Origin of the sequence: Mucilaginibacter sp., from assembly GCF_039921305.1 — a bacterium.
Classification (GTDB): domain Bacteria; phylum Bacteroidota; class Bacteroidia; order Sphingobacteriales; family Sphingobacteriaceae; genus Mucilaginibacter.
Map to the genome: position 1 here is coordinate 115,688 of NZ_JBDSCA010000012.1, position 26,270 is coordinate 141,957.

The following is a 26,270-nucleotide window of genomic DNA, read 5'->3' on the forward strand; positions in this document are numbered from 1 at the left end:
AACATCTGAACTGCTTTATATAATCAATTTATCTATGGTATCGGTAATAAATATTGCAGATAAAAAACGGGGCAAAAGACGTTTGAAAACCTCTTGCCCCATAAAGGGTGCCTAGTGGTACAATATCATCAAAATTTATCGCTGATTTGAAGCGATTGGCCGAATTGTAAAGAAAATCAAGTAATATGACGGACTGTTAAAAGAGCATAATTGGGGTTTTTGAAGTGATTCCCAAGGTTGTTAAAGTACAAAAAATATTGTCCATAGTAGAGATATTAATTTTCTTGCGCACATCCCTGAATGTAATTAGCACAGACTTATGTATATTTATTGATGAGTAGCTGAAAGCAAGATAGATTCTCTTTCTCCAGATGCCCGTATTCATTCTAAGTCTCTTTTTATGAACAACGTATTCCTACCGCCTGACAAAGAAAAGAACTATCAAAGCTATATGGTCTATGCACTGACCATGATCTGGTCGATGGTAACCGGAATAGTCGTATCAATAGGGTTCTTTTATTTCCCCCAATTGTGGTCACGGTGGCTGCTATTATTGAGTATTGCCATTTTTATCGCGGCCTTTAACTTGACATTGAATCATTTTGGGCGCACCCGGACCGCAAGTTGGTCGCTTACCGCTATGCTGTGGTTATACATTACCATTCCCTGTTACTCTGCAGGGGGGATATTTGCACCGGGAATTTTATCGCAAATAGGTGTGATACTCACCGCCGGATTTTTATTGGGACGGAGAGGTGGGCTGGCGACTGGTTTATTAACGATAGTTGCGGACTTAGGGCTGGCCTACCTTGAGGTAACCGGTCATTTGCCCGCCCCTGTAGTTATACATGATCCGATTAGCCGGTGGATCAGCGCCATCATTCCCTTTGGGACCGTCATGGTTTTACAATATTATGCGATTAATCATCTGCGCAGCAGTTTGATCACTTTGCAGCGGGAGATCATCAGGCGGAAAGACGCGGAACACCTGAAGGATCAAACCGTTCATCATCTCAGCGAAAGGGAGAAAGAATTGAAAGACTATAAGTATGCCTTAGATATTTCTTCTATTGTGAGTATCTCTGCGGTGGACGGCTCCTTCACTTTTGTCAACGAGAATTTCTGTAAGGTCAGCAAATACAGCCGGGAAGAACTAATAGGTAACCAGCATAGTATGCTATGGTCGGGTTATCACCCACCGGAGTATTTCACTGAGTTAAGCATCGCCATGCAGGAGGGGAAATCTTATCGGGGGGAATTTTGCAATAAGGCGAAAGATGGCTCCCTGTATTGGGTAGATACTACGATCGTTCCGTTTTTGAATGAGGAAGGACAGGTGTACCAATATATGTCGATCAACCGGGATATTACCCAGAAGAAGGAAGCCCTTGAACAACTGCGGGCCAGTGAGGAACGCTATAAATCCATTATCACCGTTTCGAATACCGGCGCTTGGGAATACGATCTCGATACTAACCGGGTATGGTACAGTGCACAATATTTTGCCATGCTTGGCCTGGATAGATCGGATGGCGCCTGGGATGAGACCATGGCAATAACCTGGATGGATAGACTCCATCCGGATGACCGGGAACGTTCGATAAAGGCTTTCGATGAGTTTTTAAAAGGGGGCTCCCTGGAATTATATGAAAGTTTTTTCCGTATGCGGCATCAAAACGGGGATTGGGTTTGGATCTGGTCGCGTGCCAGGCGACTGCGCGACCAAAATGGGAACATCACGAATATCAGCCTGGGTACCCACACCGATATTTCCGAACGCATCAAAGCAGAAGAAAAAATCAAGGAAAGTGAACAATTGATCAAAAAGATCACCAGCCAGGTGCCCGGTAATACGTATATGTTTGAAATAGAAGAAAGCGGCAAACCCAACATACTTTTCGTTAACCGCGGCGTGGAGGATTTCAATTACACCGCTGATCTGGAGGAGGTTTCCCGGGATGCGGATAAAGTACTGGAGGTTTGGCATGAAGGTGACCGGACCCTTTTCCATGAAAAGATGAAAGAAGCGTACCTGTCGGAGGCGGTGATAAGCTTTCAATACCGAATTATAGTCAATGATATGATTCGGTGGCGCTGGTTGCAGGCTGTTCCTGAAAAAAACAAGCAGGGCAAGGTGATATGGTATGGGGCCACCCGCGACATTACTGCCCTGGTGGACTACATCGCTTCTGTCGAGCAGATATTGTTTGACATTTCGCACGTCATGCGCAGACCCGTTTCTTCCATGCTGGGCATTACCATGCTCATCAGCGAAGGCGAACTTCAATCTGAAGAAATGTTGCATTTAGCCCATCAGTTGCACCCGGTAGCTAAGGAAATGGATAAGTTTATGAATGAATTAAACCAAGTGTATGAACAGAAGCGACAAATTAATTCGCTGAATATCGACTTCTCATCGCTGGTGGATAAGCGCAATTCATTGTTTAGGCCAGCAGAGTAGTCTATACATTTTGTAATGGTACATTGTGTGTGAAACACTAATGCTAATGTGTTGACAATTGCTTTTAGGTGTTTTACCAGGGAAGTAAAACACCTAATTTATTAATTATCAGATGTTTGATTTTTTATCTATAGTAGCGTAAAAAGGGGTGGATAACTGTTCAAAACCCGCACCAATTTGTGGATGAATTGATCGAAATAGGCAGTTTTTCAAAAATTATTGAAACTTAGGTAGACATTTAATTTGTTATAATTTTTAATGATAATGTGTGGTTTCTACGAAAGTAGGGGGGGGGCGAAAATTTATCGAACTATTTTATGGATGATCTACGATTGTTAGTTAATATGGTTGCTTGATTTGTGTTGGATATCTTTATGTTTTAGAGTTCCTTTTGATGCCATTGTAGCGGTAACGAAAAACAGCGCGGCTTCCTTACACCTGAAGGCAGGTGCGAAAACAAGATTCATTTTGTCCATGATATTTTTAGTGACAGGAAATAGGGATGAGTTCTTAAGGCGGAGGCTATTTCAACTTGAAATACTAATGCATCGATACTTAAGGATTCTTGAGTGCTACTTTCTACCCGCTGATAATCAAACAGTGTCATTTTTGTTGATTAACTCCAGGAAACCGTCCTCATTAATACCGTAGCTTGATATTGGTTTGCTGTTTTCGGTCAGGGTATTATTGGTATCTTTTCGTTTTGCCGGGCCCTTCAGCGGGATAATAATTAAACATAAAAGCAGGACGATCTTTATGATAACGATTTCCATATTAGACTTGTTAATTTGAAAAGAATGCAGTTTCTCTGATATAATTGATAAGAACAAGATGGTAAGCTATTTTTAATTCGTATTAATGCTATTTTTTAACTTAATAGATTAAAAAATAGATTAAAGCTACTTTTTAATCTAAAATTAATATAAAAAATAAATAAATGTCAATTTTTTGTTTTAATAATTTGCGTTTTTTATATGATTTATTTAAATTAGCTAAAAATCACATCTATTGAACGTCTAATTTTAAGTGATTTTTTAGTTTTTGATCGATATTTTGCCTTAAATCAATAAAAACTCAATATTTTTTCACTTAACAAATCAAACCTTTCAACATGACGTTTAAAATTTTACAAAAGAAACTCCCCGGGTACCTCTTTATTTGTATGGTACTCATTGCATTGTTTATGGTGGTCAACTCTTCAGGAGCATTCGCCCAGGATGCCACCGGCGCTAAAACAGGAACGATTAGTGACGTAACAGCAGCCAAGCCGGGTGCGCCTACTGCCGCTGAATTAGGCGACGCTGTTGGACATAACAAGATCGCGATCAACATCGTCTGGACATTGGTAGCCGGATTTCTGGTCATGTTTATGCAAGCAGGTTTCGCACTGGTAGAAACCGGATTTACGCAAAAGAAAAACGTAGCCCACACCATGGGGATGAACTTTCTAGTTTATGCCCTGGGTATGTTTGGCTTTTGGGTTTGTGGTTTCGCTATCATGTTCGGCGGCTCGCTGGGTATGGCTTCGTTAGGCGGGGCACCGGGCGTGACCAGCCATGAGTGCATAGTGCACCTTTTTGGTCATGATTTTGGTATCGCAGGTTCAGTGGGTTTCTTTTTGAACAGTAAAGTTTATGATGTGGGTGTATTCACGCTATTCTTGTTCCAAATGGTGTTTATGGATACGACTGCGACCATTCCAACCGGATCGATGGCTGAAAGATGGTCATTTAAAAATTTCCTGATCTTCGGTCTGTTCATCTCCATGTTCGTATATCCGTTATACGGAAACTGGGTTTGGGGCGGCGGCTGGTTATCGCAATTAGGTAACAATTTCGGCCTGGGCCATGGTATGGTTGATTTTGCAGGCTCTTCAGTCGTGCATTTGGTTGGGGGTATGGCGGCATTAGCCGGAGCATTAGTTATCGGTCCGCGTATAGGCAAATTCAATGCTGACGGTACTCCGAATACCATTCCTGGTCATAATATACCGATGGCCTTGTTAGGTACGTTTATCCTGGCGCTTGGTTGGTTCGGATTCAATCCTGGTTCTACTTTGTCCGGTGGTGATTTCCGTATCGCTATCGTTGCCGTTAACACCATGATGGCCGGTACCGCGGGTACACTTTCTGTATTGGTCATTTTATACATGCAAGGCAAAAAACCTGATCCGGGTATGTTGGCCAATGGCTTACTGGCAGGTTTAGTTGCCATAACTGCACCATGTGCTTTTGTAACTTCGATATCATCCGTTATCATAGGTGCTATTGCCGGTGCTATAGTGGTATTTGTTATTTACTTGTTCGAGTATAAATTTAGAATTGACGATCCAGTTGGCGCATTCGCGGTTCACGGTGCTAATGGCGCCTGGGGGGTTTTATCATTAGGCTTATTTGCAGATGGTACTTATGGCGACGGCTGGAATGGTGTAAAAGGCAATGTTACGGGATTGTTTTATGGAGACGCCAGCCAATTTGGAGCACAATGCGTTGGTACATTAACATGCGTGATATTCGTGTTCGTTGTTATGTACACGTTCTTTAAAATATCAAATAAAATCACACCGATCAGGGTTCCTGCCGCAGATGAAGTTGCAGGTTTGGACATGCCTGAAATGGGTGTATTAGGTTATGTAGATTAAATAGTGCCCGATTGTTAATAGTTGATCAGCCGCGTTTAGCGGCTGGTCATTTTTTGTTCAATATCTAAATTAAAGAGGGTTATGGAAGAGATATTAAAGAGAGCGATCAATCCCCTTCGGATCTTAATTAACGACAGCCGCTTCACAGGCATCATGCTGATCATGTGTACGGCATTGTCCATATTTTTGGCTAATTCAACTGCGTTTGCAGGGTTTTATAAAACCCTGTGGACCCATCATTGGATGTCGGGGTCTTTTCCTGTTCATCTGCCGGAAAACTCATTGAGTTGGATCAATAATTTCCTGATGGCCTTCTTTTTCCTGATGGCCGGCATGGAAATTAAACGGGAATTGATCAGTGGCGAATTGTCTTCGGTTAAAAAAGCGGTATTGCCCTTTGGAGCAGCACTGGGCGGAATGATCGTGCCCGCACTGATCTTTGTCGCCTTCAACGCGCATACCATATATGCCAAAGGTTGGGGAATACCTACTGCTACGGATATTGCTTTCTCTGTTGGCATAGCTTCCCTTTTGGGCGATCGTATACCTGTTGGGTTAAAAATATTATTGATGGCACTCGCCATTATTGATGACCTTGGTGCCATAGTTGTGATCGCCTTATTTTATGGCGGCCATATCAACTGGATCTTTTTGGGCATTGGTGCGCTATTATACCTGGCATTATTTGCCTGCAATTATTTCAAGATCAAATTTGGTGCTGTTCAGATACTCATCTCGCTTGCACTTTGGTACGTGGTATTTAATTCTGGTGTCGAGGCCAGTATATGCGGTGTACTTGTCGCTTTCGCTACACCTGTAACTTCACTACCTAAAATAGAAAAAGCCATTCACAGTTATGTTAACTTTTTAATATTGCCACTTTTTGCGCTGGCTAATACCGCTATTTTATTGCCAACCAACATTATGGGTTCTTTTGGTAGTACGTTAAGCTTGGGTATCATAGTTGGCTTGGTTATCGGCAAGCCTGTAGGTATATTTTTATTCAGCCGGGTACTTGTGGCGCTTAAAATGGCAAGCCTGCCTAATCATGTAGAATGGAGACAGGTTTTCGGTATGGGCACACTCGCAGGTATCGGTTTTACCATGTCCATTTTCACAACGATGCTGGCCTTTAAGGTCGAAGCATTTCAAGACATCGCTAAAGTGTCTATTTTACTAAGTGTGTTTTTGTCGCTGGTTTTGAGCATGGCTTATTTTATGGCATTAAAAGCCAAGTCGGGTATTGAACATTTGTCGGATGAACTTGAACGGACATCTGTAAAAAGGCCTTCCATCGAGCTCAATTAAAAAATGACATGCATACCTCCTAACTGAAAATACGTGTTTTATAATATATCAGGGATTTTATAATTAGTCGTATTTTATTTAGGGTTGTAACCACCTGATGGTCAGTTACAACAAGATTTGATAAGGGACCCCTGAGTGATTAACAGGGGTCTTTTTTTTTATGTGAATTTTTACATTGACTCCTATTCAGAGTTATTTGTAGAAACGGTTACCGACTCTTATAACAATCAAACCCGATCAGTTAGAGAGGAACGAAAGGAGCTCATCCAACAGATCAATGATCTGAATACGCGCACTGATAAAGCCAGAGATTTACTACTGCTGGATGAATTGGAAGCGGGTGAATTCCGCAAGATCAAAGAAGAGAATAACGAAAAGGTCACTCGCCTGGAAGCGAAACTGAACGAAGTCCTGGTACAAAATTCCACACTTTTAGACATCAAACCTATAGCTGAATCAGCTATAAAATGCCTCGAAATTCTCGATAAACTATGGGATGATGCGAATATTCAGGGTCAAAGATAGCTAGTAGGGATGTTATACCCTGAAAAATTGACCTTCGATGGAGGGGTACATCGAACCACAAAAATGAACGAAGCTGCCGAAGTAATATACCTGAAAAACAAAGAGTTACGGGCAAGAAAAATGGGGCAAAAATCATCAAAAATGACTTCGCCCCATAAAGGGTGGATACAGGTACAAAACCCACACCGTTTTGTGGATGAATTGATCGAAATTGGCAGTCTTTCGAAAAAAACTACCAATTAGCTTGAGGTTCAAATTGCCATGATTTTTAATAATTCTACGAAGATTCGATTCCTGCTCTGGTAGCGGGGAGCAAAAATTCATCGAACTATTTCATGGATGATTTGTATCTTTTGTTGAGTCCATATTTTTAAATGTAATTGAAATATAGATCAGACTATGGATTAGAATAAATCAGGCTTTTTTTCAGTCTGGCCATAATAAATAGCCTTGTTTTTCTCGGACGTAAATTGAATAACATATTCGCCAGCCTCTAAATCTGCTTGATATTCTGACCGCAATTCCCTTAAAGAGCGTGTAGGTTCATTATTTATCCATTTGATAGCTCCATGGGCTGGAATTAAAATGGACATTACTGGCCCGCCAACTTCCAAGGTAATTTTAGCTTCATCTTCGATAACTTTTATCAATAGTTCTGAAAGTGAACTGCTGCTAATATTTAGATCAAAAGTTTTCAAGGGTATAGTATCTGAAGACCATAAGCAGCCGATCTCATTCACACATGCGCCGAGTGGTTTAGATCTATTGAAAAGAGCAATGTATGGTTCTCCGTTATCATATTTACAGAAAATCATTCTTAAGGTATTTAATTCTATTAATAAATTGGGGTGCTTTTCTGGTGGAAACTCTTCCATAACAAAATTTAAAAACTTCAGGAAAAAATCGCTGGGCACCATCTCATCGACGGAATACCGCTCGAAAAAACGATTAAAGTAAAAACTGATCGAAAACGCTTTATTATCAAACTCTTGCTTACCAGCAACTGCAATTACACAATTGCCAAATGTGTATATTTTTTGAACATAGTCCCAATAGCATAACACATTTTCTTTTTCGACATCGCTGGTTAAAGTTACGCTAATACGCGTGTCACAAACGACGACAATTCCATCTTTTGCGATCCCTGCGATATATAAAGTACCAAAATATTCCATAGGTCAAACGTTAGCTGGTTGAGCGTCGCTAACACTTTCGACTAATGAAGCATATTGTCCGGGATCATCAGCTTTAATCTTATTTAACACAGCGTTGGCGACCTTGCTAATTTCTTCGACATCTATCGGTTCCATTCCCCTTTCAAATTGCCCTCCAATGTGTGAAAACTCATGGGTAAGTCTTTTAACCAAAATTTTTGTTACCGGATCAGTTTCAAAATACTTGTTAATTCTTTCATCTGCTGAAAGTTTGTGGCTGGGATACTTGAAAAAAAGGTAAGCTTCAAGAAACTTTCGCATATTGTTTCCGAAGCTGTATTGATGATTATTTACAATTTCTTCTTCTTTTCCTTCTGCACATTTTAAGATCTGTGCAAACAGATAATTAAATTCGGTGACATACTCTTTCAGGTAGACCGGGGCAGGTTTCAATTCAGATGCGCTTTTACCCTTCCGTTCAATAATAAAATATTTTAGATCGGGTACCTGTTTACCATTTGGTTTGTGCTTTGCATGGGTAAGTGTTTTAAGGTACTTAAGAAAATCAAGGTTATGCGTAGAGATAAATAACTGACCGTATTTTCGTGGGCCAGCAATCACGCTTTCGATCAAACTGAACATGAAAAAAATATGATTGCTATCCAAACTCGATATCGGGTCATCAATATAGATCACCAATTTATCACTATTAACCTCGTCTTTTAGTTCGTCCTGCATCTTGGCAATAAAATAACAGAAGGAGATCAAACTACATTCACCTTCGCTCAAATTGGCCGCATTGATACCATCTCGCTGAATTTTAAACAACATATTTGGGCTTTCACCTTCTGCCACCAGTTTCAATTCATTATGACCAAAGAAATGGCTCAAGTGCTGGTTCACTAATTCCGCGCCTTTGCTTTCGTCTTTCGCCTCAGCTTCCAACTGTCGTTTACGTTCAGATAATTCGGCAATCTGTTCGGTCCGTGGCTTTAGCTCTTTCTTAGCTTCGGAACATGCCTGATCTGCGGCACTAATGGCAGCCGTTTCGGTGAAATAGGCAACGGTATCCATAAATTGAGCTATATCAGCATTTCGCAATTCTTTCCGAGCTTTTTCTTGATCTTTCGCCAGTGAATTTGTTTTGCGGTTATGGTCTCCCAACAATAAATTAAACTCTTTAATGACCTCAAGAATATTCTCCGAAACATCAGTTATCTCCGGAAGTTGACGTTCTTTAAAAATATCCTTCTCCCTTTCCTTTAATTCAAAAACTATAGTATCAATACTTTCACCATAAGCTTTACTTGCTGACTGCCAATTATTCAATGTAGCGGTAAACCGTGGATGAAGACTGGCATAAAAAGCTTCCTTTTTTAATTTGACAAAACCGGTAAGCGCATTTTTCGCTTCCTGAAGATAATCGATCTTTGTTTTAATTTCCGCACGCAGGCCTTCTGATTCTTTGCTGAAATGCGCGTCAAGCTTAGTCCACAATTCCCCAGGTAAAGGGTTACCGCAAAAACCACATTCTGTTCTTTTATCTTTATGTTTATCAACCCCCTGCCTTACCCATTCCTGCAATAAGCTATCATTAATAAGTTCTGTAATGGGCTGGCTTGGTTTGATTTTTCTTCCAACTAACTCATTACATATCAAGTAATGTTCTGAAAACTTGGGCTGTGATTCTTTCAATGGTTCCACGTCTTCCAGCGCAACTTCTTTTAGCAGATGCTTCCTATTCCCTTTCTCATCATCAGTTAAGATGTGTTTGCCTAAATCTTTACCCAATGTCGCTATATCACTTTTAATATCAGAAATGGAATATGTTTTTTTGCTTGGCGTGGGCAAAAAAAGATTCGTATCCATTTTGATTTTATCATTAGCTCTTTTCCGTAATTTATCTTCAAGCACCTCGGTCCTTTCGCTCACAGCCTTCCTGCTTTTACCCACTTCCTGTGTGGCCTGATCAAGTTCAAAAACCAATCCGCTTCCCGCTGCTATACTCCCCAATTGTGTATCTATCGCCGTAATTTGTTTATCCAGTTCAATGTTCTCAGATCCTAAAATTGTAAAAGGCTTGATTTTACCCTCATCGTCATGCAGCCAGCTTAAGTTCTCCCGGACAAAATCCGTATTGTAAACCCTTAATTTAAAGTCCTTGCTGAAATCTGCCAGGTTGGCGGGTGTTATGACCTTACCGTTGTGCAGCGTGATCGAAAAACCACATTCCAAATAGTTACGGTGCATCAAACTATCTTCCATACATTTAAATACCCGTGCTAAAGTTGTTTTACCGGAGTAGTTACGGCCATAAATAATATTAAGACGACGAAATGTTTCATCCTTACCGACTATTTTATCCCAGGAGTAGTTATTAAATAATCCGAATTTTATGATATCAATTTTGGTAATCATTTATGCAAGTAATAAGATTGGTGGTTAAGGTTGATCGTGCTTGATCAAAGTTGAGAATTTATATCACAAATCCACAACAATACTTATGATCACAAATAATATAATACCTACTAAATAAAAAAGGCGATCACGTTTAGTTCGTGACCGCCTTTACAAAATATGGTTATAAATTATATACCTACATTTTCGATAACATCGACATAATTTTTTGTTGCCACATTTCTGTCAACCAAGTACTTTAGAACCTTATTAAAGTTCTCCAACTCTCGCTTTTCAAGATATGCCATATCGATATTAAAACCGATTAATCCAGTTGGCAGGTACAATTTAAGACACTCCACGATAGTGCTCAAAGTGCCCGGGATATCGGAAATATGAATATCAATCGGGTTCGACATATCCTGATCAGGAGGATCAACTTTAAAATGAAAAGGATAACCCCGTCTATTGGCTGCACTTGCAGATACAAAAGTTGAAGCACCTTTCAATTCATGTTTTTTATTGTAAAGCATTGTGAAGTTCGCTACACCTGAATCGTCAAGTGTTTCAGGTGTTACCACATTGATCTTAAAAGAGTTGACCTTGATCGTTTTTTCTTCGATTGTTATGGTGCCGTTACCATGCAGTTCTTCACAAACTCTTTTAATGAAGCTGTTATAATAACCGATAGCCAGCGCAGTGGACGGTAGTAGCCCCAATTCACTCAAATTGGATATTTTCTCGATCTGAGCTTTGATACTCTCCACGATCTTATCCAACGAGTTATATTTACCAGGATTCCTGTTAAATTTAGCTACAGTGACACCATCCAGATCGGTTGGCAGATCCGCATCCTCTTCCGCGATCAGGTAGCATTTATCGGGACCTGCTGCTCCCAAAAAAAGCCCGAACTCGAAAACAACATTATCTCTCGGCGTAGTTAATGTTTCTCCTCTTTGCTTTGTAATATCATCCTTAGTAGCAAGCAGGATCGCAAAATCCGATAGACGCGTTTGCTTAATTAGCGCGTTCAGCGTACTCTCATTGTGGCCAAATGCATTCGTCCAGGGCGTACATTCTGCCGAATCGCCGATGAGGGCTATAATTTCGTTCAGGGTTGAAATCTGTTCAGCCGATGAACCTATAAATAATCGTCTCTTCATAATATGATCCGGTTAGTTTTAAGGTCCAAAACTATCGATTCGATTTCTATGAGCAAGTTTCTCAAACTTTGTAATTTTTGAGGCTGGCCCCGGAAAATATATTCCCTGCCATCGACAGAAACCAGGTTATCCGATGCCGACTGGTTATTGGCCAAATTTTTCAACTGCAAGTATAACACCGGAACCAATTGATAAAATGCCAGGTTTTGGTATTTAGCCTGATCGATATCGTAGCAAATCGCATTGATATCGAAACTATTCAATTCGATCGCCAACTTCGATTTACCTTTCAAGTTTTTCAGGAAGCGGATCATCTTCTTCAAACGTCCGGCCGTGATTGTGCTCCTGTTATTGATCCTCTCAATACTGATAAAAGGGAAATCGATCTTACCTTTCTGATGTAAATCTTTGTTGTACACCTGGATCCCACGATTATTACCTTTGTCGTTGATCACCGACGTCACATCATCATACCAATTGGCTATCACGATGTCCACATCCCTTCTCAGGTTATTATTGGTGATCTTGATGGATTTAGGTTTCGAAGTATCACAGATTAGGTATTTACCTCTTAAAATGGTTTCACTATCCATCCTTAAACTCCTTAAATCGGATAAGGCATTACCCTGGTAGTTCGTGGTCTGCGTTTCTGCTCTCATCTTTGCCAATTGTGTGGCTCCGTAATAAATCTGCCTCGACGATTCATTAAGAATACTGCTCATTTCAAAAGCATCGTAACTGTAAAACTTTTCGGATATTACGAGCAGATCAACATCGCTGTAGCCCTTGACATGCGTGTTCGTCATAACAGACCCCTGATACTGAAACGAAGCGTCACTAATTCCACCATTAATAAGGTGAGTCTTTACATTTTCACCGGCTTCTTTACTCCTTTGAGTATAGGCCGGTTCAACCCCGTTCATGGCGTAACGAACATACTCAAGCACATCGCTGTAACTGATACTGGACAACTCTTCCCTGATCGATTTCTCTAAAATCAAGTTTTCCGGGTCTAACCTGCCTCTAACCCCTTGGATCAGGTCACGGTAATTATTTTGTGCCATTACCGACCTCCTTCCATAATAAAGGTACTTCACTCGCAAGTGCGGCCGCATTTGCTATGGTCATATTTAATTCTCCCTTTTTACGGTTTGGGTTCCGCGTCAATCTTGTAAAACTTTGCATAAGCGTTAAAAGTTTAGTTAAAAAATGCCCTTACCCATCAATTAAGATGAGTTCGGATTAATTTTCTGATTGCTGGCAGGGAACAGTACCCGTAAACTAAGAGAGAGAAAACTCGGCGGGTTATGGAGAGTAAAAATGGGATCCTTAAATATAAAATACCAATTCGAAACTTTTTTTACCTTTACGGCGTAATAACACTATGACGATGCTTCAGAGATCACTCTTTAGCTTTAGAAAAACGAGAGCCCATTTGGATTCCTTACGTCCAAGGGGCTTTCAATTTTAAAACCAAATTATTTGAGCACATGCCGTGCCAAAATTTTTAGCAAATCACATACCGTTTTTGATTTTGGTTCAAAATACCGCAAACTAAAGCCTGCTATAAATAAGTATTATTTCAACATTTTTTGTTTAAATTCACAATTGACACAATGGCAGTAGATAATTAGGATATGGTCATTAAAGTGTCAGAAACATACCCTATAGTACTGCTAACATGGCATCTAACATCCTGAAACATATTATTTAATGGTTAAAATATTTAACCAAACATCACACTTCTTAAAATTATAATATTTTCTTATTGCTCAGCACACACAGGTCTTACATATCCCTTCTCATAGAACCGATCCTGGTTAACACAAGCAAATACACGTAAAATCAACTTATATCTTACCGCGTTGATCACCGACATCTTACTCTTACCTTCATCAATAGTCTTCCTTAGGTAAAAAGCTTTAAGATCAGGCAACCGTGTTCGCGCACTCAAAGCACACATATGTAAGAGTGATTTCATCTTTTTGTTGGCCATCGGAGAAACCTTGGCTCTTCCTTTAAACATGCCTGATTCCCGCACGAATGGCGCTACTCCCGCATAACACGCGAACTTTTTCGGATCACTGATATTACGGAACTCATTGGTACAAATGATCATCATGATAGCTGTTACACGACCGATAGCTGCCACAGAAGTGATCAACTGCATTAAATGCTTTAGCCGTTCATCTTTAGCGATCAGTTCATCAATCAGTTTTTCGATGCTCAAAAGATCACCTTCAAGCGCCACAATACTTTTAGCGCATAAACCGTAACTAAGCGTGACACTGCGTTTTTTCAAAAATGAGGCATCTTCTTTCAGCGGTGTTTTGATAGCGATTTTTAACCCCATCATGCGCTCCCGTAATGTATTCAATTCATGTAATTGCTGGATTACTGGTCGTTTTTGCACCCACAAACGAAGATGTTCACGGGAACGGTAAGCATACTCTGCGATACGGATAGAATCGATTTTATCACTTTTTCCACGAATATTACCTAAAGAGTTTTTTATATGGGTTGAAGCCTCTATTACAATATTGGTTTTCACCCGCTGTAAAGCGGTAAGCAAATGATTTCCGTAAACCCCGGTATGCTCCATGCAAAACACCGTCTTCGTATAAGCGAATTTGGGAAGGTTCTTCAATTCAGTAATAAATTCTTTGATCGCAGTCGGATGATTATCGATCTGGCGATGAAAAAGCAAGTTACGACTTTCCATAACCGCCATATCCAACTGATTGCGTGAAATATCTATCCCAATGAAATAAGTATATTTTTTAACAGCCATAACTACTATGATGTTCATAAAAACGGCAGGGATTAAATCTTAGAATAGGCCCTTAGCCTGGCTTTGCGCCTAATGCGCCCTGCCGTTATATCTTAATAAAACAGCCGGAGATTGAAACAAACTATAAGTTTTGAACTTGCGGCTGGATATAATTCGCTCCGGCTGTTATGCCTTATTTACTTCTGACCACTTGCCGGATAAATTGAGCACCGAACACGGTTAACCTAATCGTTAAACGTACAAACCGAACCTCCCTGCCCTGATCAGTGATCATTGCAAGCAGATCGTTTAGTTCAGCGTCCACTTCTAACGGCACATAAGCCATTTGATCTGATAACTCGACACCCAATGGCGTTTCCAGTATGCCCAGCCGAACCAGGTTGTCGATATAAGTCGGTAATAACTTACCCTTTTCGGCATTTAAAATACGGTTCAAATGATTATAGCAACGTTTATATAAAATATAAGTACCATCACCGGCGAGCCCTTTGACATCGATAGCGGGATAGGCTGCCTGTAGAGAAAAAGATTGTAATAATTTCGCTTCTTCCGATGATAAATTTTTCAGTATCTCCACGTATGCCGGATGCGCTTCAACTTTGGTATCGCTATCCATAGCTGCCGCTATGAGGTTCGCATATAAAGCTCTTAACTCTTCCTCCTGCCCCATATAGCGCAAAGCTTCTATCGCTGGGACGACCACATTTGGCGCTGGAGCACTGATATTCTCTGCGGGTGTATTACTCAATTTTTTAGTCACCGTTTCAACCAGCCATCGCTCAATCTGCTCATAGCCCCATACCAAAACCTTAACAGGCGCAAGCGCGGCATTGACAGCTTTGGTTATAGTTTCCAGTGCCCCGCCAATCTGCTTGGCAGCAGGTTGAAGTGCATCTTCATATACTGGCACAGCCTTAACTAGACTAGCCACCGCTTCAATTGTAGATTTGATGTTACTATCTTTGCTTTGTTGTTCCATATTCAAAAATAAAAAATCCCGCTCAATAATACTAATATTTTTAGCACCGTTGAGCGGAATAATTATCCGGCAGCCCTTACGATATTCCAAAATACCATACCTCGCATTTAAAACATATGTGTATAATGAGTTTGCGAGAAATAATGATATAGGCCCTCTCCATCGTTTATGGGCAAAATAAAACCCTAGTCAATATGGGATTTTTTAATTCTTGATTAACGGTGAGTTAAACTGCGTCCTTGACATTTAAAAACAATCCATTTAATAAAGATTAAATACTAATATCTAAATAATTTGGTCGAACTATTTATAAACTTTGAAGACGAAAGAAATGTTGTCCGTAGTTAAAAGAATTAGATGTTAGAGTTGCAAATCAGTTCTCAAATCTAACTCAGTATGGTATACTTTACTATAATTGGATATCGGAAACAATAGATATAAAGATGACATTACTGAATCTTGATGCCCGTAAGGGCCGCGCCGGATTTTCGGGCGGTTACGGGTTTATTTGAATTTGATTGCAGTCGCTATAAAGTTACCAGTGTACCACAATGCTAAACAAGGCGGTGATGATGCAAATCGCCCCTATAATGTTTAACAGCATTTCAATTATAGAAGTAATCAAACCACGCAGATAGCTACTATAAATTTGCAAACCTGCTAAACTTCTCCGGTTAAACCTGCGTCTACCGATTTGGTAGCGCAGGAATACCCCAAAGATCAATAACAAGATACTGTACAATTTTGCCTGTTCCATTGTAATGAGATTCAGAGTTCAATAACCAAACCTTGCTGACATTCCGCAGCTTCCTGCTTGGCTTCTTCACGATTATCAAATACCATATTATCACCATCAGAGCCTGTAACAACCGTGGCATATTCCGGCCCGCCGTGTAATTCCAGTACGATGTATTGGTAAGTTCTGTTGCTGATATGCTGAACAGGCAGATAATACAGACTGATCGCATGGGTAAAAATCCTATAAACTCGCTGCTGAACTCGTTGTAATAAATATTCAGCACCTTTAATATATTTTCATATGTAATAGCCATAACTTTTGTTTTAAGGGGGCGAAGCCCCCTGTTATTAATTCAGTTTCAAAACGCTGTTACCGTGTTTAGTGAAATCATTGCATAGGTCAAAGGCAACCTGATTACGTTGCAATCCTGTACCTGCCATAATGGATTTAAATTTGCTTTCATCATCCCGGTAATTGCGTACATTTTGGTAGTACCCGGTGATTGAATTGTAAAAGCCAAACAGCGTTCCTTTAGTCGTACTTTCCTGTTGGCTGTCGGCGGTTAGGCCATAATCAAAAACGGAACTAACAATATTGTTATAATGGCTACTTAATTCTTCATCCTTACCAGTTTTCAATTTCTCGTAAGTTTCTTTGTTGGGTATCATGGCTAATTGTATCAGCCTTTTTAATTCCGGGTCGCTTATCCTTACCCTTGACCATCTGTTAAAAATGGCTTCCATTTCTACCGATAACTGATTACTGATACCCAACATGTGGTGCGCCCCTTTCAGCTTTTCTGCGGCACTGGCCGTATGCCGTATCTTAATGCAGTTACTGCAATTATTCAAAGCGGCATTTAAAGTATTGGCGCAATAAATTCTTACGGGCGTAAATGCGATGGTAATGCTGCCCGTACCGTCATGCGTTGATGTCAAAAAAAGGTACTGATCTATGAGATCATTCCTGCCCACTTTGATATAATCGGGTAATTTAGCGGTTATATAGGTCAAACCGCCGTAGCCCAAACTTCCGGCACTTTCATAATGTACCCCGCCATAATTTTGTACGATGCTGTCAAAAAAGGCAAAAGCTTCCACATTTTGCACCACCTCGTAATCCTTGCCGATCTTATCGCCTAAAACAGCCTCTGTATCCGTACGGAAGGTAAAGTAACTGTTATCGGATATAATATTATTACCGCTCGGCAATGGGTGGATGTTCGGGCGTTTCAGCACCTCGAAATCCAAACCCGCTTCCTGTATGGCTTCTGCGCTCGACTGGCATTTGGTAATGGCTTTACCCAATACCTGCCATACTTTGGGTTTTACGATTTGATTATTGATAGTTTCCATGATGTTAAGATTTTAGTTTATAGTCCATAAATTTCAATTCGTGTATTTTCACCTTCTTGGTGTTGCTGATATTACAGGTCGATTTTTGCTGTATCTCCGTAATAGCCTCATGAACATTCTTGTGTGAGGTTTGTATGGTCGCTTTGACCAGTAAAAAAATGGTGTTGTACATAACGCTATTGATAATTAGTGATGAACTCGTCAAACTCGAATTTGAATAAGGCAGGATTTTCCTGTGCCATTTTTTCCGCATAACCCTCCCAAAACAATTGGTTGGTTATTTCAATAAATACTTCTAACATTGCCTTAGATTTTAAGATTAGAAAATGTCTTAAATAACGCCCCCTTGTAAGTTTTGGGTAAGGGGGCGTTTCCATTTTTATCAGGCAGGCAGAATAATACCCGCTTCGATCTCAGCCAGTTTACCTACACACATGCTATTCACTTGTTGCGCCACAGTAAAAATGATAACCGGGTTCTTCGTTACAAACTTCCTGCGGTTGTCGTCTTCAATCGTCAAAGTACAACCCTGATAAATATTACTGTCCGTCTCGTCCGCATCCTCTTTCATTTCCACCTCGAAGCCCTCTAAATTGCCAATGGTTTCCAACAACTTATCCCTTTGAATCTTCCGGCGGTTCAGTTCAGCCACCAACTTTAAAGTTTCCTCTAAATTCAAAGCAGGTTTCACCGGCTCGGGCTTAACTTCCGGCTTTGGTAACTCGGCTGTTGGTACATTCGTTTTCGGTATATCCGTTGCCGTTTTCTGCTCTTCCGGCTTTCCAGCCTCATCATTAGATTTTGCCGAATCCTTATTAACCGGATTACCCGCCACAAACTGCGGATTCTTATTTTCCTCCGTTACCGGATTAGCTTGTTTCACACTATTGTTGTTATTGCCTTTGCTATTTTCTATTACTGACGTTTTCATGATCTTAATTTTTTAATGAATTTTTATTACTGTTAAATTTCAAACTGCTTTTGTGCCGTAGCACCCTTTTAGGTTTGCGCCCTGCGTCGGGAGGTGATTTGTTTTTTACTGCTTCCATTTGTTTTCTGCGTTTTTCTTTCCAATACCCTTCGGCAAGAGCCTTTTCCGGCTTTTTGTTAAGCAACCTCTCCTGATAGAGCAGGGATGCAGGGCAAGGCTTTTGGAAAAAAAATACGACCTGAGCGCAGCGAGGTGTGGAGATTTTTTTTCTAAAACCCGCAGGGCTTGGCCTTGACCAGCAGCCCTGCGGATCAGAACTTTGTTGCTCAAACAGCCTAAACACAGCATGATCGATCTTTTAAAAAACTTGAGCAGTGGCAGGAAAAAAAGGCTTGCTTTTTGGGTGATGCGCATGCGATGCCCAAAGAGCAAGCTCTTTCAAACGCGGTGAAGCGGCTGAAGAGAGGAACGAACAAAGCGGCTGGAACCGCTGTCTTTAGAAGATGTTCGGTTTTATGATTATTTTAGGAGATATAATCGGGGACAGTTATGGCGAGAGTATATTTTGACACGAATGTTTTTAGCAATTTACGAGCTAACAAAGACGCCAAGTTTCAGGAACTAAATAATTTACTGAAAATTTATCAGCTAAAACTTAGCTTTTATTTTTCTATCGCCCATATCCGTGATAAACGTAAGGATTCGTCGGACTTCAAATTCCGGGACTTTGAGTTTATGGAAGGTTTTGTTGGAGACAACTATTTAGCTTATGATCCTATTAAAAAAAGGCCCTCATTTTATCTGGCTACACCACTAATGGCGTTTAATGATCATCATCCTGAAAGCGAATTTAGTTTAACAAAGAATTTCTTTGAACCAAGTGAAGATGATGAGGAATCAGCCAAGGATTTGAAAAGTACAATAAAGACCCTATTCTCATCAATCCCACTACAATTGCCTGAGCGTTCTTACGATACATTAACAGACAATCAAAAGCAATTAATGTCGGAACTTATACCTGCTGAAAAGAATGATCTCAATTTTTTTGATATGATACAGAGTGTTTCAGGGTTTATCAGAAAAATAAATACCGATACGCTCATGTACAAAGAATTGAGAAATATGATTTACACCGGTATTAACAATGGTGGCCTTAATTTAAATCCGGATACAGATTTTAACGAAGCGTTGAAGCATACGGCTGTTCAGAAATCATTTACCGATTTCGTGAAGGATAACATGCATACGCAAGATAAGAGCAAGATCCCTTTTTATGATTATTACAATGTTGCTTATGCAATGCTTGACGCGTTCGGCATCAGCAAAGATAAGCTCACAGCCAAGAATGAGCTGAGCAATATGCGGAATGATGGCATGCATTCTTATTTTGCAAGTTATTGTGATTACTTCGTCACCGACGATAAAACCACTATCCTGAAATCAAACGCGATGTATGGTTTATCTGAGGTCAAGACGAAAGTAGTTACGGTTGATGAATTTAAGACACTGTTACCGAATTTGCTCGCTGATTTCGACGAAGATTGGGATTGGTTTACTAAAAAGATCATTAATGATTTAACGAGGGCCGGACGGCAGTTTGCAGACGTTATCGGCGATAAAACCGTTTACCGATTGGACAGTAACCATAGGTACCTTGATTTTTTCGATGCTGTACTGGAAGTAAAAGGAAGTAATTCCTACGAGGTCATTTTATTCAAAGGTGAATCCAACCTGCTTTCCGAGCCAAGTTTTAGTGAACAAGCGCAGATTATTAATCGCGCACTGGTGATCTTTGGCAACGATATAGAAGGGATAGAAGGATTTGACTATAAGGAAATAGAAAATGGCAACACAGATACTGCTTTTCGAAAATGGATTGTCGGCGACTTTATTTACGAACTAAAGGTTTCTGAATTGATCAATAAATACGCACTGGTCATAACCTGGCCTGAAATTATTCCCAAATCCATACCTTGGTATAAAAGACTCTTAAAACTATTGATTAAACACAAAGTCGAATAAGAGGCTATGAGCGTTGTTTGCAATTGATAATATCATCCACAGTCAATCCTAAAGCTTCAGCCGTACGCTTGATGGCGACTTCTGTATGATTTGACATCTGCTCTATGGTTGCCAGTGTCTTCTTCCTGATCTTTAGCCGTCGAGCCAAGTCTTCCAGGCTTGAACCTTGTTTCTCCCTGATCGCTTTGATATTTTTTCCGATATGCTGCATAGCCCATTATTTTATTATAAAAATAACAGGCAGCAAATTGAATTTCTAAAACCTGTGCTTATAAATTATAACGCTAAGTGATTGGTTTGGTGAAAGTACCACCCTTTTCCCACTGGACAGCTTTAAACATTTTCTTTAAATTTGTTTATCTACCTATCTGCTATGAACGAAAACGTTTTGGAAATCATCCGCGACATGCTGGCCGGTGGCCTGAGAGGGCGCGAACAGGAAGAAAAGGAGTTTGTCCTAGTACAAGAATTGTGCGGTGCCAGTGATCCCGGGGACATCAGCAAATTATTGGATGCACTTGGCGCATCCGGCACGATTCTATCCGTACCGGCAATTTGTGCGACATTGAAAACAGAGGATGAGGACAATCAAATGCTGGCCGAGATCGCCATCGACCTGATCAGAGCGAGAGCGCAAACACGAGGCAGTATTCTTCCCAAAGAATATTATACCGTTAAACATTGGAAACCCAAGTGGATCGGTAATACCAACTCCTTTCTAAGTTATGTCCAGGTAATCGCTGATATTTATATCAAGGCTGGTCATGAGGAAAGCGAAGAAAACCGCATCGGCGAAATACTGGCTCAGGAAATGGGCATTGACCTATCGCCGTTCACCACTTTTGCAGACTTTAAAATTTGTCAAACTGATTGGGATTTTGAAAGCGACTACCGGATCGTAATGGACAGAATGGCGCAGGAAGAAGTCATGATCCAAATGGATGAGGCAGGTATAGTTGAAAGCGTGAATAGTTTCCTTGCGGACTCCTTAAGGAACCTGCAACATGACTACCTGGTCGCCCGCTTAAAACTGAAGGGCAATTTGGAATATTATCGATTTGTCTTAAAAATGGCCGAAAGCCTAAATACGACTAGATAAATTGATTGATCATTAAAAACCAACTCAAATGAAAAAGACAGAATTATTTGATTTTTTGGATAGCTGGAACCAACTAGATAAAGCAGAAGGCGGTTATAAGCCGATCAATGAATACCAGTTGCATGCCCTGATGTTGGCACCGGTTTTTTACCTGAAATGGTATTTATCACCAACTCAGTTCGACGCGCTCGCTAAAGAGCTGGATCATAAACCAGAGCCGGGGTACGAAAATAAGATCATGTTCCAATACAGCGACCAACGCATCGAGATCGAAAAGGGAATCGACCCGGAGTACAAAAATGATTAAAGCATTTTTTTTTAAAAAACTGAATAACAATGTGTTATAAAACAATTGACGATTAGCAGGGTTATCAGAATAAAATAGATGCTTATGTCTCGCCAAACGATCTCTAAAACCAAACAAACCGCTATCGGCCGCATGGTTATCGCGGGCACGATCAATATTAAGGGTACAGCCCGGCAATTAAGAGTCTCCAGGAATACAGTTAAACGTTATGTCAACAAATACGAGCCATTCGCTGCGACTTATCCGGATTGGATCGTGGGCAGCACCTACCGTTTACCAATTTTTAAAAGCGTTGAACCCGCACAAGCAATGCAGGAACAATTGTTTGCCATCCTATCCAATATCGTACATGCCGGTGCTACTAATTTAATGACCATCACGGAGGTATGGGAAAAGTATTTACAAATTCGTCCTCATGGTTATAAACGTTCAAGCTTCAATAATTTGTTTTCCCGATGGTGTAAGGAAAACAAAGTTAACCTTCATCAGAGCTGGCACGTTTCGTATATACCGGAAAGTGACTTGGCCATTTTCAGGCAATGGCTACGTTCAGGCAATAAGCGCAAATGGGAACGGGCAACGGTAATTTTAGCATCCAAACAAAACAAGCCGACTGTTGAAATTGCCGCTAAAGTAGATCATGGCGTAGATTGTATTTTAGACTGGATCAGGAGCTATAAAAAACAGGGCATCACCGCTTTGGAAAAAAAACCGAGGCGGGCTAATGAAGCACTCAGTACCGGCCAACAAGAAAAGCGGGCGAACTTGATCAGATTGATCCACGAATCGCCAAAATTGCATGGCTTTAACCGCACATCTTGGTTCCAGGCCGACCTATCAGCAGCTTACCAAAAAAGATATGGTACGGCGATATCTACGTCCTCCATCTCCGAATACCTCAAAAAAGAAGGTTATGTTTACCGAAAAGCAAGAGAAGTGCTGACGAGCCCAGACCCTGATTTCCGGGAGAAGATGGATAAGATCAAGGCTATTTTAAACAACCTTGGTCAAAAAGAAAAGTTTTTTTCAGTAGACGAGTTCGGGCCGTTCGCTGTAAAAATCAAGGGTGGCCGTTCACTGGTGAAAAGAGGGGAACGAAAAACTTATCCGCAAATCCAAAAAAGTAAAGGTTTTACAATCTGTACGGCTGCGTTGGAACTTTCGGCAAACCAGATCACGCATTTTTATTCGAATAAAAAGAACACGGATGAAATGATCAAATTGATCGGCTTGTTGTTGATCAAATACAAAAATGAAGAAAAACTTTATTTTTCCTGGGATGCCGCCTCGTGGCACGCATCCCGGAAACTGAACGAATATATAGACGACATCAATAGCCATCCTTATCGCGCCGAGCATGCTACACCACTGGTGGAGCTGGCACCTTTACCGGCATCCGCCCAATTTCTAAATGTGATCGAATCCGTGTTCAGCGGTCTGGCTAAATCAGTGATTCATAACAGCGACTATAGTTGTCTGGAAGAATGCCAATCGGCGATCACGCAATACTTCCAGACAAGAAACAAACACTTCATCGCACATCCTCATAAAGCAGGTAATAAAATATGGGGCAAAGAACTCGTGGTACCAGCGTTTAAGGATAGTCATAATTGCAAAGATCCGAAATATCGTTAAGCCATATCTCGGTTTGGCTAGCAGGAATTTTACACACAAGATACCTTTATTGAATTGAAATTAGTTTCGGCAGGCGACCTGACTTTCAGCATATTCCGGAAATAACGAAAACTATTAAAACATTAAAAAAATCGTACCTTACATTTAAATAAGTTCAACTTTTCTTCATCACTCATTTTTGGCTAATGACCGTAACCAATAATAAGCTTAATAAAGTTTTAAGCACTTTAAGTATTGCTTCTTCAGATACCCGAGAAGAGTCTATTAAAAGTATTATTATCAGTACATTGTATGAAAGTATTCATGAAACTTCGTACGATCAAATGGTTGAAAGCATAGATATCTTGTACGATGTTCAGCTTTATGAATTAGAGCTAAAAGAGGTGCTAAAAGCGTCGATCGATAATGGGGCAATAGTTCAAAATATTAAAGGATATAAATTGTCCGCTGCTGAAAAATCTAATTTTGAAATTCTAGACAACAAGATAAAAAGCGAGGAAAGAAAACGCTATATAAATTTCAAGACCTTCTTAGATGATAACTATGATTATAAAATAGTCCAGGATAACGTTAAAGAATTATGGGAAGTTTTCAGGCAGTACCTGTACAATTGTTTTTTTCACTATGGGGAAAAAGCGGTTGAATTCTTTCATCCAAATAATGAAAATAGGGATTTTCAGAATTCGGAAATGTTAAATGAAGCATTTGATAAACTTAAAACTTCAGAACTTCAAGACATTTTTAAAAAAATCATTGATGACTTCCCCGATCACGCAACACAAGAAGATATTGATTTCGTTAATGATCTTGGGCAGAAGGCACTATGTTTTGCATCCTTAGGTTTAGAGCCTGAACTTGCAAAGGAACAATTAAATTTCAGTCTGGTGGACTGGACATTATATTTGGATACTAACTTCTTATTTTCCATTTTAAATCTTCACATTAATGTCGAGAATGACGCTTCTAAAGAATTGTTAAAATTAATTTTCGCCAATCCAGAGTTTATTAAAGTACAATTTAGGTATAGCGAATTAACCCTAAAGGAACTGCGCTCAAAACAAAGCGATTTTATCAGTCTCGAATCTGACTTAACTAAATCCGGAATAAAAGCGCTACTCGAATCTGACGAATTGGATTCATTCAGTCGCAGATATTATCGGGATTTATTAGATCATCCGAATGAAACCCTGCATCCCAATCAAATCATCGACTTGGCAGAAGTCACATTAGACGCATCAAAAATCGTTATCTCAAGAAATAAACGTCAAGCTGAACATCTGGGAGAAAAATATATTGCTGCAAAGGTTCAGGATTATTATAGATATATCGGACAACAAAATGAATTAAGGGACGATTTCAATGCTAAAAGTGGCGTTAAACCTGTTAGGAATTATTATCGTTCTGATTCTCAACTTTATCACGACATCACGTTAAGAGAATTAATTATTAATTCAAGAGATACTTTCAAAACTGCGAGTAGTCAGACCTTAAACGAAGTAAAATATTTCGGTATTACATTAGATGACCTACTTATAAAGTTTGATTCATACGAATTAAGAAAAGGAGATATTAAATACCCTACTTTTTTCAAACCATCCTTTTTACTAAATAAACTGATTAAAATATTACCCATAAAAACGGATAATTATAAACGCGCATTTATAAAAGCAGTCTCCTCGCGAGGGTTTAATAAAGATCCAAGAAAATCAGAAGATATAATTAAAATTGTCAACTACCTCAAAACATTAGGCATTGATGATAAAAAAGTGTTGCTCAATTTGATAACGGAAAAACTGTTTGTAGAACGATTTAAACAAAATGAGAACTCATCGGAAGAAGTAAAAAAAGCGTTTGTTGAATCAGAAATTAATAAATTCATCAATCAGACTTCAAACGATTTGGAACTAGCAGAACGTAAAATCAATGTTTTAGAAGAACAAACAGAAATTGATGAAACTGCAAAAAATGAGTTATATAAGGAAAAGGAAAGAATCTCAGAAGATGCGAAAAATTTAAAAAATGCAGTTGAGATGTTGCACAAAAAGGTAAAGCGTTTAGAAAAAACATCGGCAATCGTTAGCGGCCAAAGCTCAATCGATTTTGAAGCTGAGCAAAAAAATAAAAAGATTGAGGAACTTGCCGAAAAATTAAAAGCGCAAGAAAAATCCAATGAAAAATTAGCAGGGAGCATAAAACAAAATAAGCGGAAAGAGTTTGAAAAACAAACATTGAAAAAATGGAGATTACAAACATGGCGCTTGTTAGTTCTCTCTGTATTTGTATTAATTTGTTTTATTGTAATCATGTTTTATAACAGCGACTGGGATATAACTAAGTTTGATAATAAAATAAAAACTATACAAGGCCATTTTTTAACATCGGTAATTATTGGATCGGCATTGCTATTCTTTAATGCCTTAGTTATTACCGTTCTCGTTTTAAAATATTACAATCACTCTAATATTAATGCATTTACCGCTAAAATCGAGTATCCCGAATCTTTGAAAGATTGAATTGGGAGAAAACAGGTTGTCAAATCACGACAACCTGTTTCCAAAATAGCTTAAAAAAGACTTATTTCTTTTTTGCATTGCTTTTCAGTGCCGAAACTTCGGCTCGGCCTTGTTGGGCGGTGGTTTTGATTTCTTGGTAGGCTTTGCGTAGTCGGGTTCCGGCGGCTTTGTTGCCTTTGGTGTGGAAGGCGTGGGCGTCTTTTTCGGTGGCGGCTAGGAGGTTTTTTACTTTTTCAAATGCTGTCATGGT

The 26,270-nt window shown here is 39.8% G+C and carries 25 protein-coding genes; 10 read left to right on the plus strand and 15 right to left on the minus strand.

The features are described 5' to 3' along the window. The first annotated feature begins 400 nt into the window (after window positions 1-400). Window positions 401-2,461: a PAS domain-containing protein gene (locus ABIN91_RS02495; RefSeq protein ID WP_348048092.1), complete on the plus strand. Its 2,061-nt coding sequence runs from the start codon at window positions 401-403 to the stop codon at window positions 2,459-2,461. Window positions 2,462-3,054: 593 nt separating this feature from the next. Here the strand turns inward: ABIN91_RS02495 and ABIN91_RS02500 are convergent. Beyond that, complete coding sequence (locus ABIN91_RS02500; RefSeq protein ID WP_348048094.1) at window positions 3,055-3,234, minus strand: hypothetical protein; 180 nt, start codon at window positions 3,232-3,234, stop codon at window positions 3,055-3,057. A 389-nt stretch (window positions 3,235-3,623) separates the two neighbouring features. Between ABIN91_RS02500 and ABIN91_RS02505 the strand changes: the two genes are divergently transcribed. The 4 genes from ABIN91_RS02505 (at window position 3,624) to ABIN91_RS02520 (ending at window position 7,178) form a co-directional block, all read left to right on the plus strand. Next, window positions 3,624-5,102 (plus strand): ammonium transporter, encoded by a 1,479-nt coding sequence (locus tag ABIN91_RS02505; RefSeq protein WP_348048096.1) that lies wholly within the window; start codon window positions 3,624-3,626, stop codon window positions 5,100-5,102. Window positions 5,103-5,183: 81 nt separating this feature from the next. Next, window positions 5,184-6,410, plus strand: coding sequence for a Na+/H+ antiporter NhaA (nhaA, locus tag ABIN91_RS02510; protein ID WP_348048098.1), 1,227 nt, complete (start codon window positions 5,184-5,186; stop codon window positions 6,408-6,410). Between the two features lie 162 nt (window positions 6,411-6,572). Beyond that, complete coding sequence (locus tag ABIN91_RS02515) at window positions 6,573-6,935, plus strand: hypothetical protein (RefSeq protein WP_348048100.1); 363 nt, start codon at window positions 6,573-6,575, stop codon at window positions 6,933-6,935. A gap of 27 nt (window positions 6,936-6,962) precedes the next feature. Continuing rightward, on the plus strand, window positions 6,963-7,178 hold the full coding sequence (locus ABIN91_RS02520; protein ID WP_348048102.1) for a hypothetical protein: 216 nt from the start codon (window positions 6,963-6,965) through the stop codon (window positions 7,176-7,178). A 161-nt stretch (window positions 7,179-7,339) separates the two neighbouring features. On the opposite strand, the gene ABIN91_RS02525 is transcribed toward ABIN91_RS02520, so the two are convergent. From ABIN91_RS02525 to ABIN91_RS02580, 12 genes are all read right to left on the minus strand, one after another. Beyond that, window positions 7,340-8,110 carry a hypothetical protein gene (locus tag ABIN91_RS02525; RefSeq protein ID WP_348048104.1) on the minus strand — a complete coding sequence of 257 codons (771 nt, stop codon included), beginning with the start codon at window positions 8,108-8,110 and terminating at the stop codon, window positions 7,340-7,342. A gap of 3 nt (window positions 8,111-8,113) precedes the next feature. Then, complete coding sequence (locus tag ABIN91_RS02530) at window positions 8,114-10,507, minus strand: AAA family ATPase (RefSeq protein ID WP_348048106.1); 2,394 nt, start codon at window positions 10,505-10,507, stop codon at window positions 8,114-8,116. Between the two features lie 170 nt (window positions 10,508-10,677). After that, on the minus strand, window positions 10,678-11,649 hold the full coding sequence (locus ABIN91_RS02535; RefSeq protein WP_348048108.1) for an STING domain-containing protein: 972 nt from the start codon (window positions 11,647-11,649) through the stop codon (window positions 10,678-10,680). After that, the gene (locus ABIN91_RS02540) at window positions 11,646-12,713 is read right to left on the minus strand and encodes a hypothetical protein (protein WP_348048110.1); all 1,068 of its coding nucleotides are present in this window, start codon (window positions 12,711-12,713) and stop codon (window positions 11,646-11,648) included. The genes ABIN91_RS02535 and ABIN91_RS02540 overlap by 4 nt, the downstream gene beginning before the upstream one ends. A 701-nt stretch (window positions 12,714-13,414) precedes the next feature. Beyond that, window positions 13,415-14,458 carry a transposase gene (locus ABIN91_RS02545; protein ID WP_348048112.1) on the minus strand — a complete coding sequence of 348 codons (1,044 nt, stop codon included), beginning with the start codon at window positions 14,456-14,458 and terminating at the stop codon, window positions 13,415-13,417. A gap of 154 nt (window positions 14,459-14,612) precedes the next feature. Continuing rightward, complete coding sequence (locus tag ABIN91_RS02550) at window positions 14,613-15,509, minus strand: DUF4393 domain-containing protein (RefSeq protein ID WP_348048114.1); 897 nt, start codon at window positions 15,507-15,509, stop codon at window positions 14,613-14,615. A 596-nt stretch (window positions 15,510-16,105) separates the two neighbouring features. Next, entirely contained in the window at window positions 16,106-16,471 is a 366-nt protein-coding gene (locus ABIN91_RS02555) for a hypothetical protein (protein ID WP_348048116.1), read from the minus strand. A 34-nt stretch (window positions 16,472-16,505) separates the two neighbouring features. Then, a complete protein-coding gene (locus tag ABIN91_RS02560) occupies window positions 16,506-17,513 on the minus strand; it encodes a DUF932 domain-containing protein (protein ID WP_348048118.1) in 1,008 nt (335 codons plus the stop codon). A 4-nt stretch (window positions 17,514-17,517) separates the two neighbouring features. Then, on the minus strand, window positions 17,518-17,685 hold the full coding sequence (locus tag ABIN91_RS02565) for a hypothetical protein (RefSeq protein WP_348048120.1): 168 nt from the start codon (window positions 17,683-17,685) through the stop codon (window positions 17,518-17,520). 4 nt (window positions 17,686-17,689) lie between these two features. Next, a complete protein-coding gene (locus ABIN91_RS02570; RefSeq protein WP_348048122.1) occupies window positions 17,690-17,815 on the minus strand; it encodes a hypothetical protein in 126 nt (41 codons plus the stop codon). Between the two features lie 80 nt (window positions 17,816-17,895). Beyond that, window positions 17,896-18,444: a hypothetical protein gene (locus ABIN91_RS02575; RefSeq protein WP_348048124.1), complete on the minus strand. Its 549-nt coding sequence runs from the start codon at window positions 18,442-18,444 to the stop codon at window positions 17,896-17,898. Window positions 18,445-18,448: 4 nt separating this feature from the next. After that, window positions 18,449-18,787 (minus strand): hypothetical protein, encoded by a 339-nt coding sequence (locus ABIN91_RS02580; RefSeq protein WP_348048126.1) that lies wholly within the window; start codon window positions 18,785-18,787, stop codon window positions 18,449-18,451. Window positions 18,788-18,993: 206 nt separating this feature from the next. On the opposite strand from ABIN91_RS02580, the gene ABIN91_RS02585 reads away from it, so the two are divergent. Next, a complete protein-coding gene (locus ABIN91_RS02585) occupies window positions 18,994-20,466 on the plus strand; it encodes a hypothetical protein (RefSeq protein WP_348048128.1) in 1,473 nt (490 codons plus the stop codon). 4 nt (window positions 20,467-20,470) lie between these two features. Here ABIN91_RS02585 and ABIN91_RS02590 read toward each other — a convergent pair whose 3' ends face one another. After that, window positions 20,471-20,677, minus strand: coding sequence for a helix-turn-helix domain-containing protein (locus ABIN91_RS02590; protein WP_348048129.1), 207 nt, complete (start codon window positions 20,675-20,677; stop codon window positions 20,471-20,473). A gap of 162 nt (window positions 20,678-20,839) precedes the next feature. Here ABIN91_RS02590 and ABIN91_RS02595 point away from each other — a divergent pair, with 162 nt between their 5' ends. The 4 genes from ABIN91_RS02595 (at window position 20,840) to ABIN91_RS02610 (ending at window position 26,020) form a co-directional block, all read left to right on the plus strand. Further along, window positions 20,840-21,565, plus strand: coding sequence for a hypothetical protein (locus tag ABIN91_RS02595; RefSeq protein WP_348048131.1), 726 nt, complete (start codon window positions 20,840-20,842; stop codon window positions 21,563-21,565). A 28-nt stretch (window positions 21,566-21,593) separates the two neighbouring features. Next, on the plus strand, window positions 21,594-21,872 hold the full coding sequence (locus tag ABIN91_RS02600; RefSeq protein ID WP_348048133.1) for a hypothetical protein: 279 nt from the start codon (window positions 21,594-21,596) through the stop codon (window positions 21,870-21,872). Window positions 21,873-21,956: 84 nt separating this feature from the next. Continuing rightward, window positions 21,957-23,507, plus strand: coding sequence for an IS630 family transposase (locus ABIN91_RS02605; protein WP_348048135.1), 1,551 nt, complete (start codon window positions 21,957-21,959; stop codon window positions 23,505-23,507). A gap of 185 nt (window positions 23,508-23,692) precedes the next feature. Beyond that, window positions 23,693-26,020 (plus strand): hypothetical protein, encoded by a 2,328-nt coding sequence (locus ABIN91_RS02610; RefSeq protein WP_348048137.1) that lies wholly within the window; start codon window positions 23,693-23,695, stop codon window positions 26,018-26,020. 61 nt (window positions 26,021-26,081) lie between these two features. Here the strand turns inward: ABIN91_RS02610 and ABIN91_RS02615 are convergent, their stop codons facing one another. Then, window positions 26,082-26,267, minus strand: a complete 186-nt coding sequence (locus ABIN91_RS02615) for a histone H1 (protein ID WP_348048140.1) — start codon at window positions 26,265-26,267, stop codon at window positions 26,082-26,084. Window positions 26,268-26,270 lie beyond the last annotated feature (3 nt).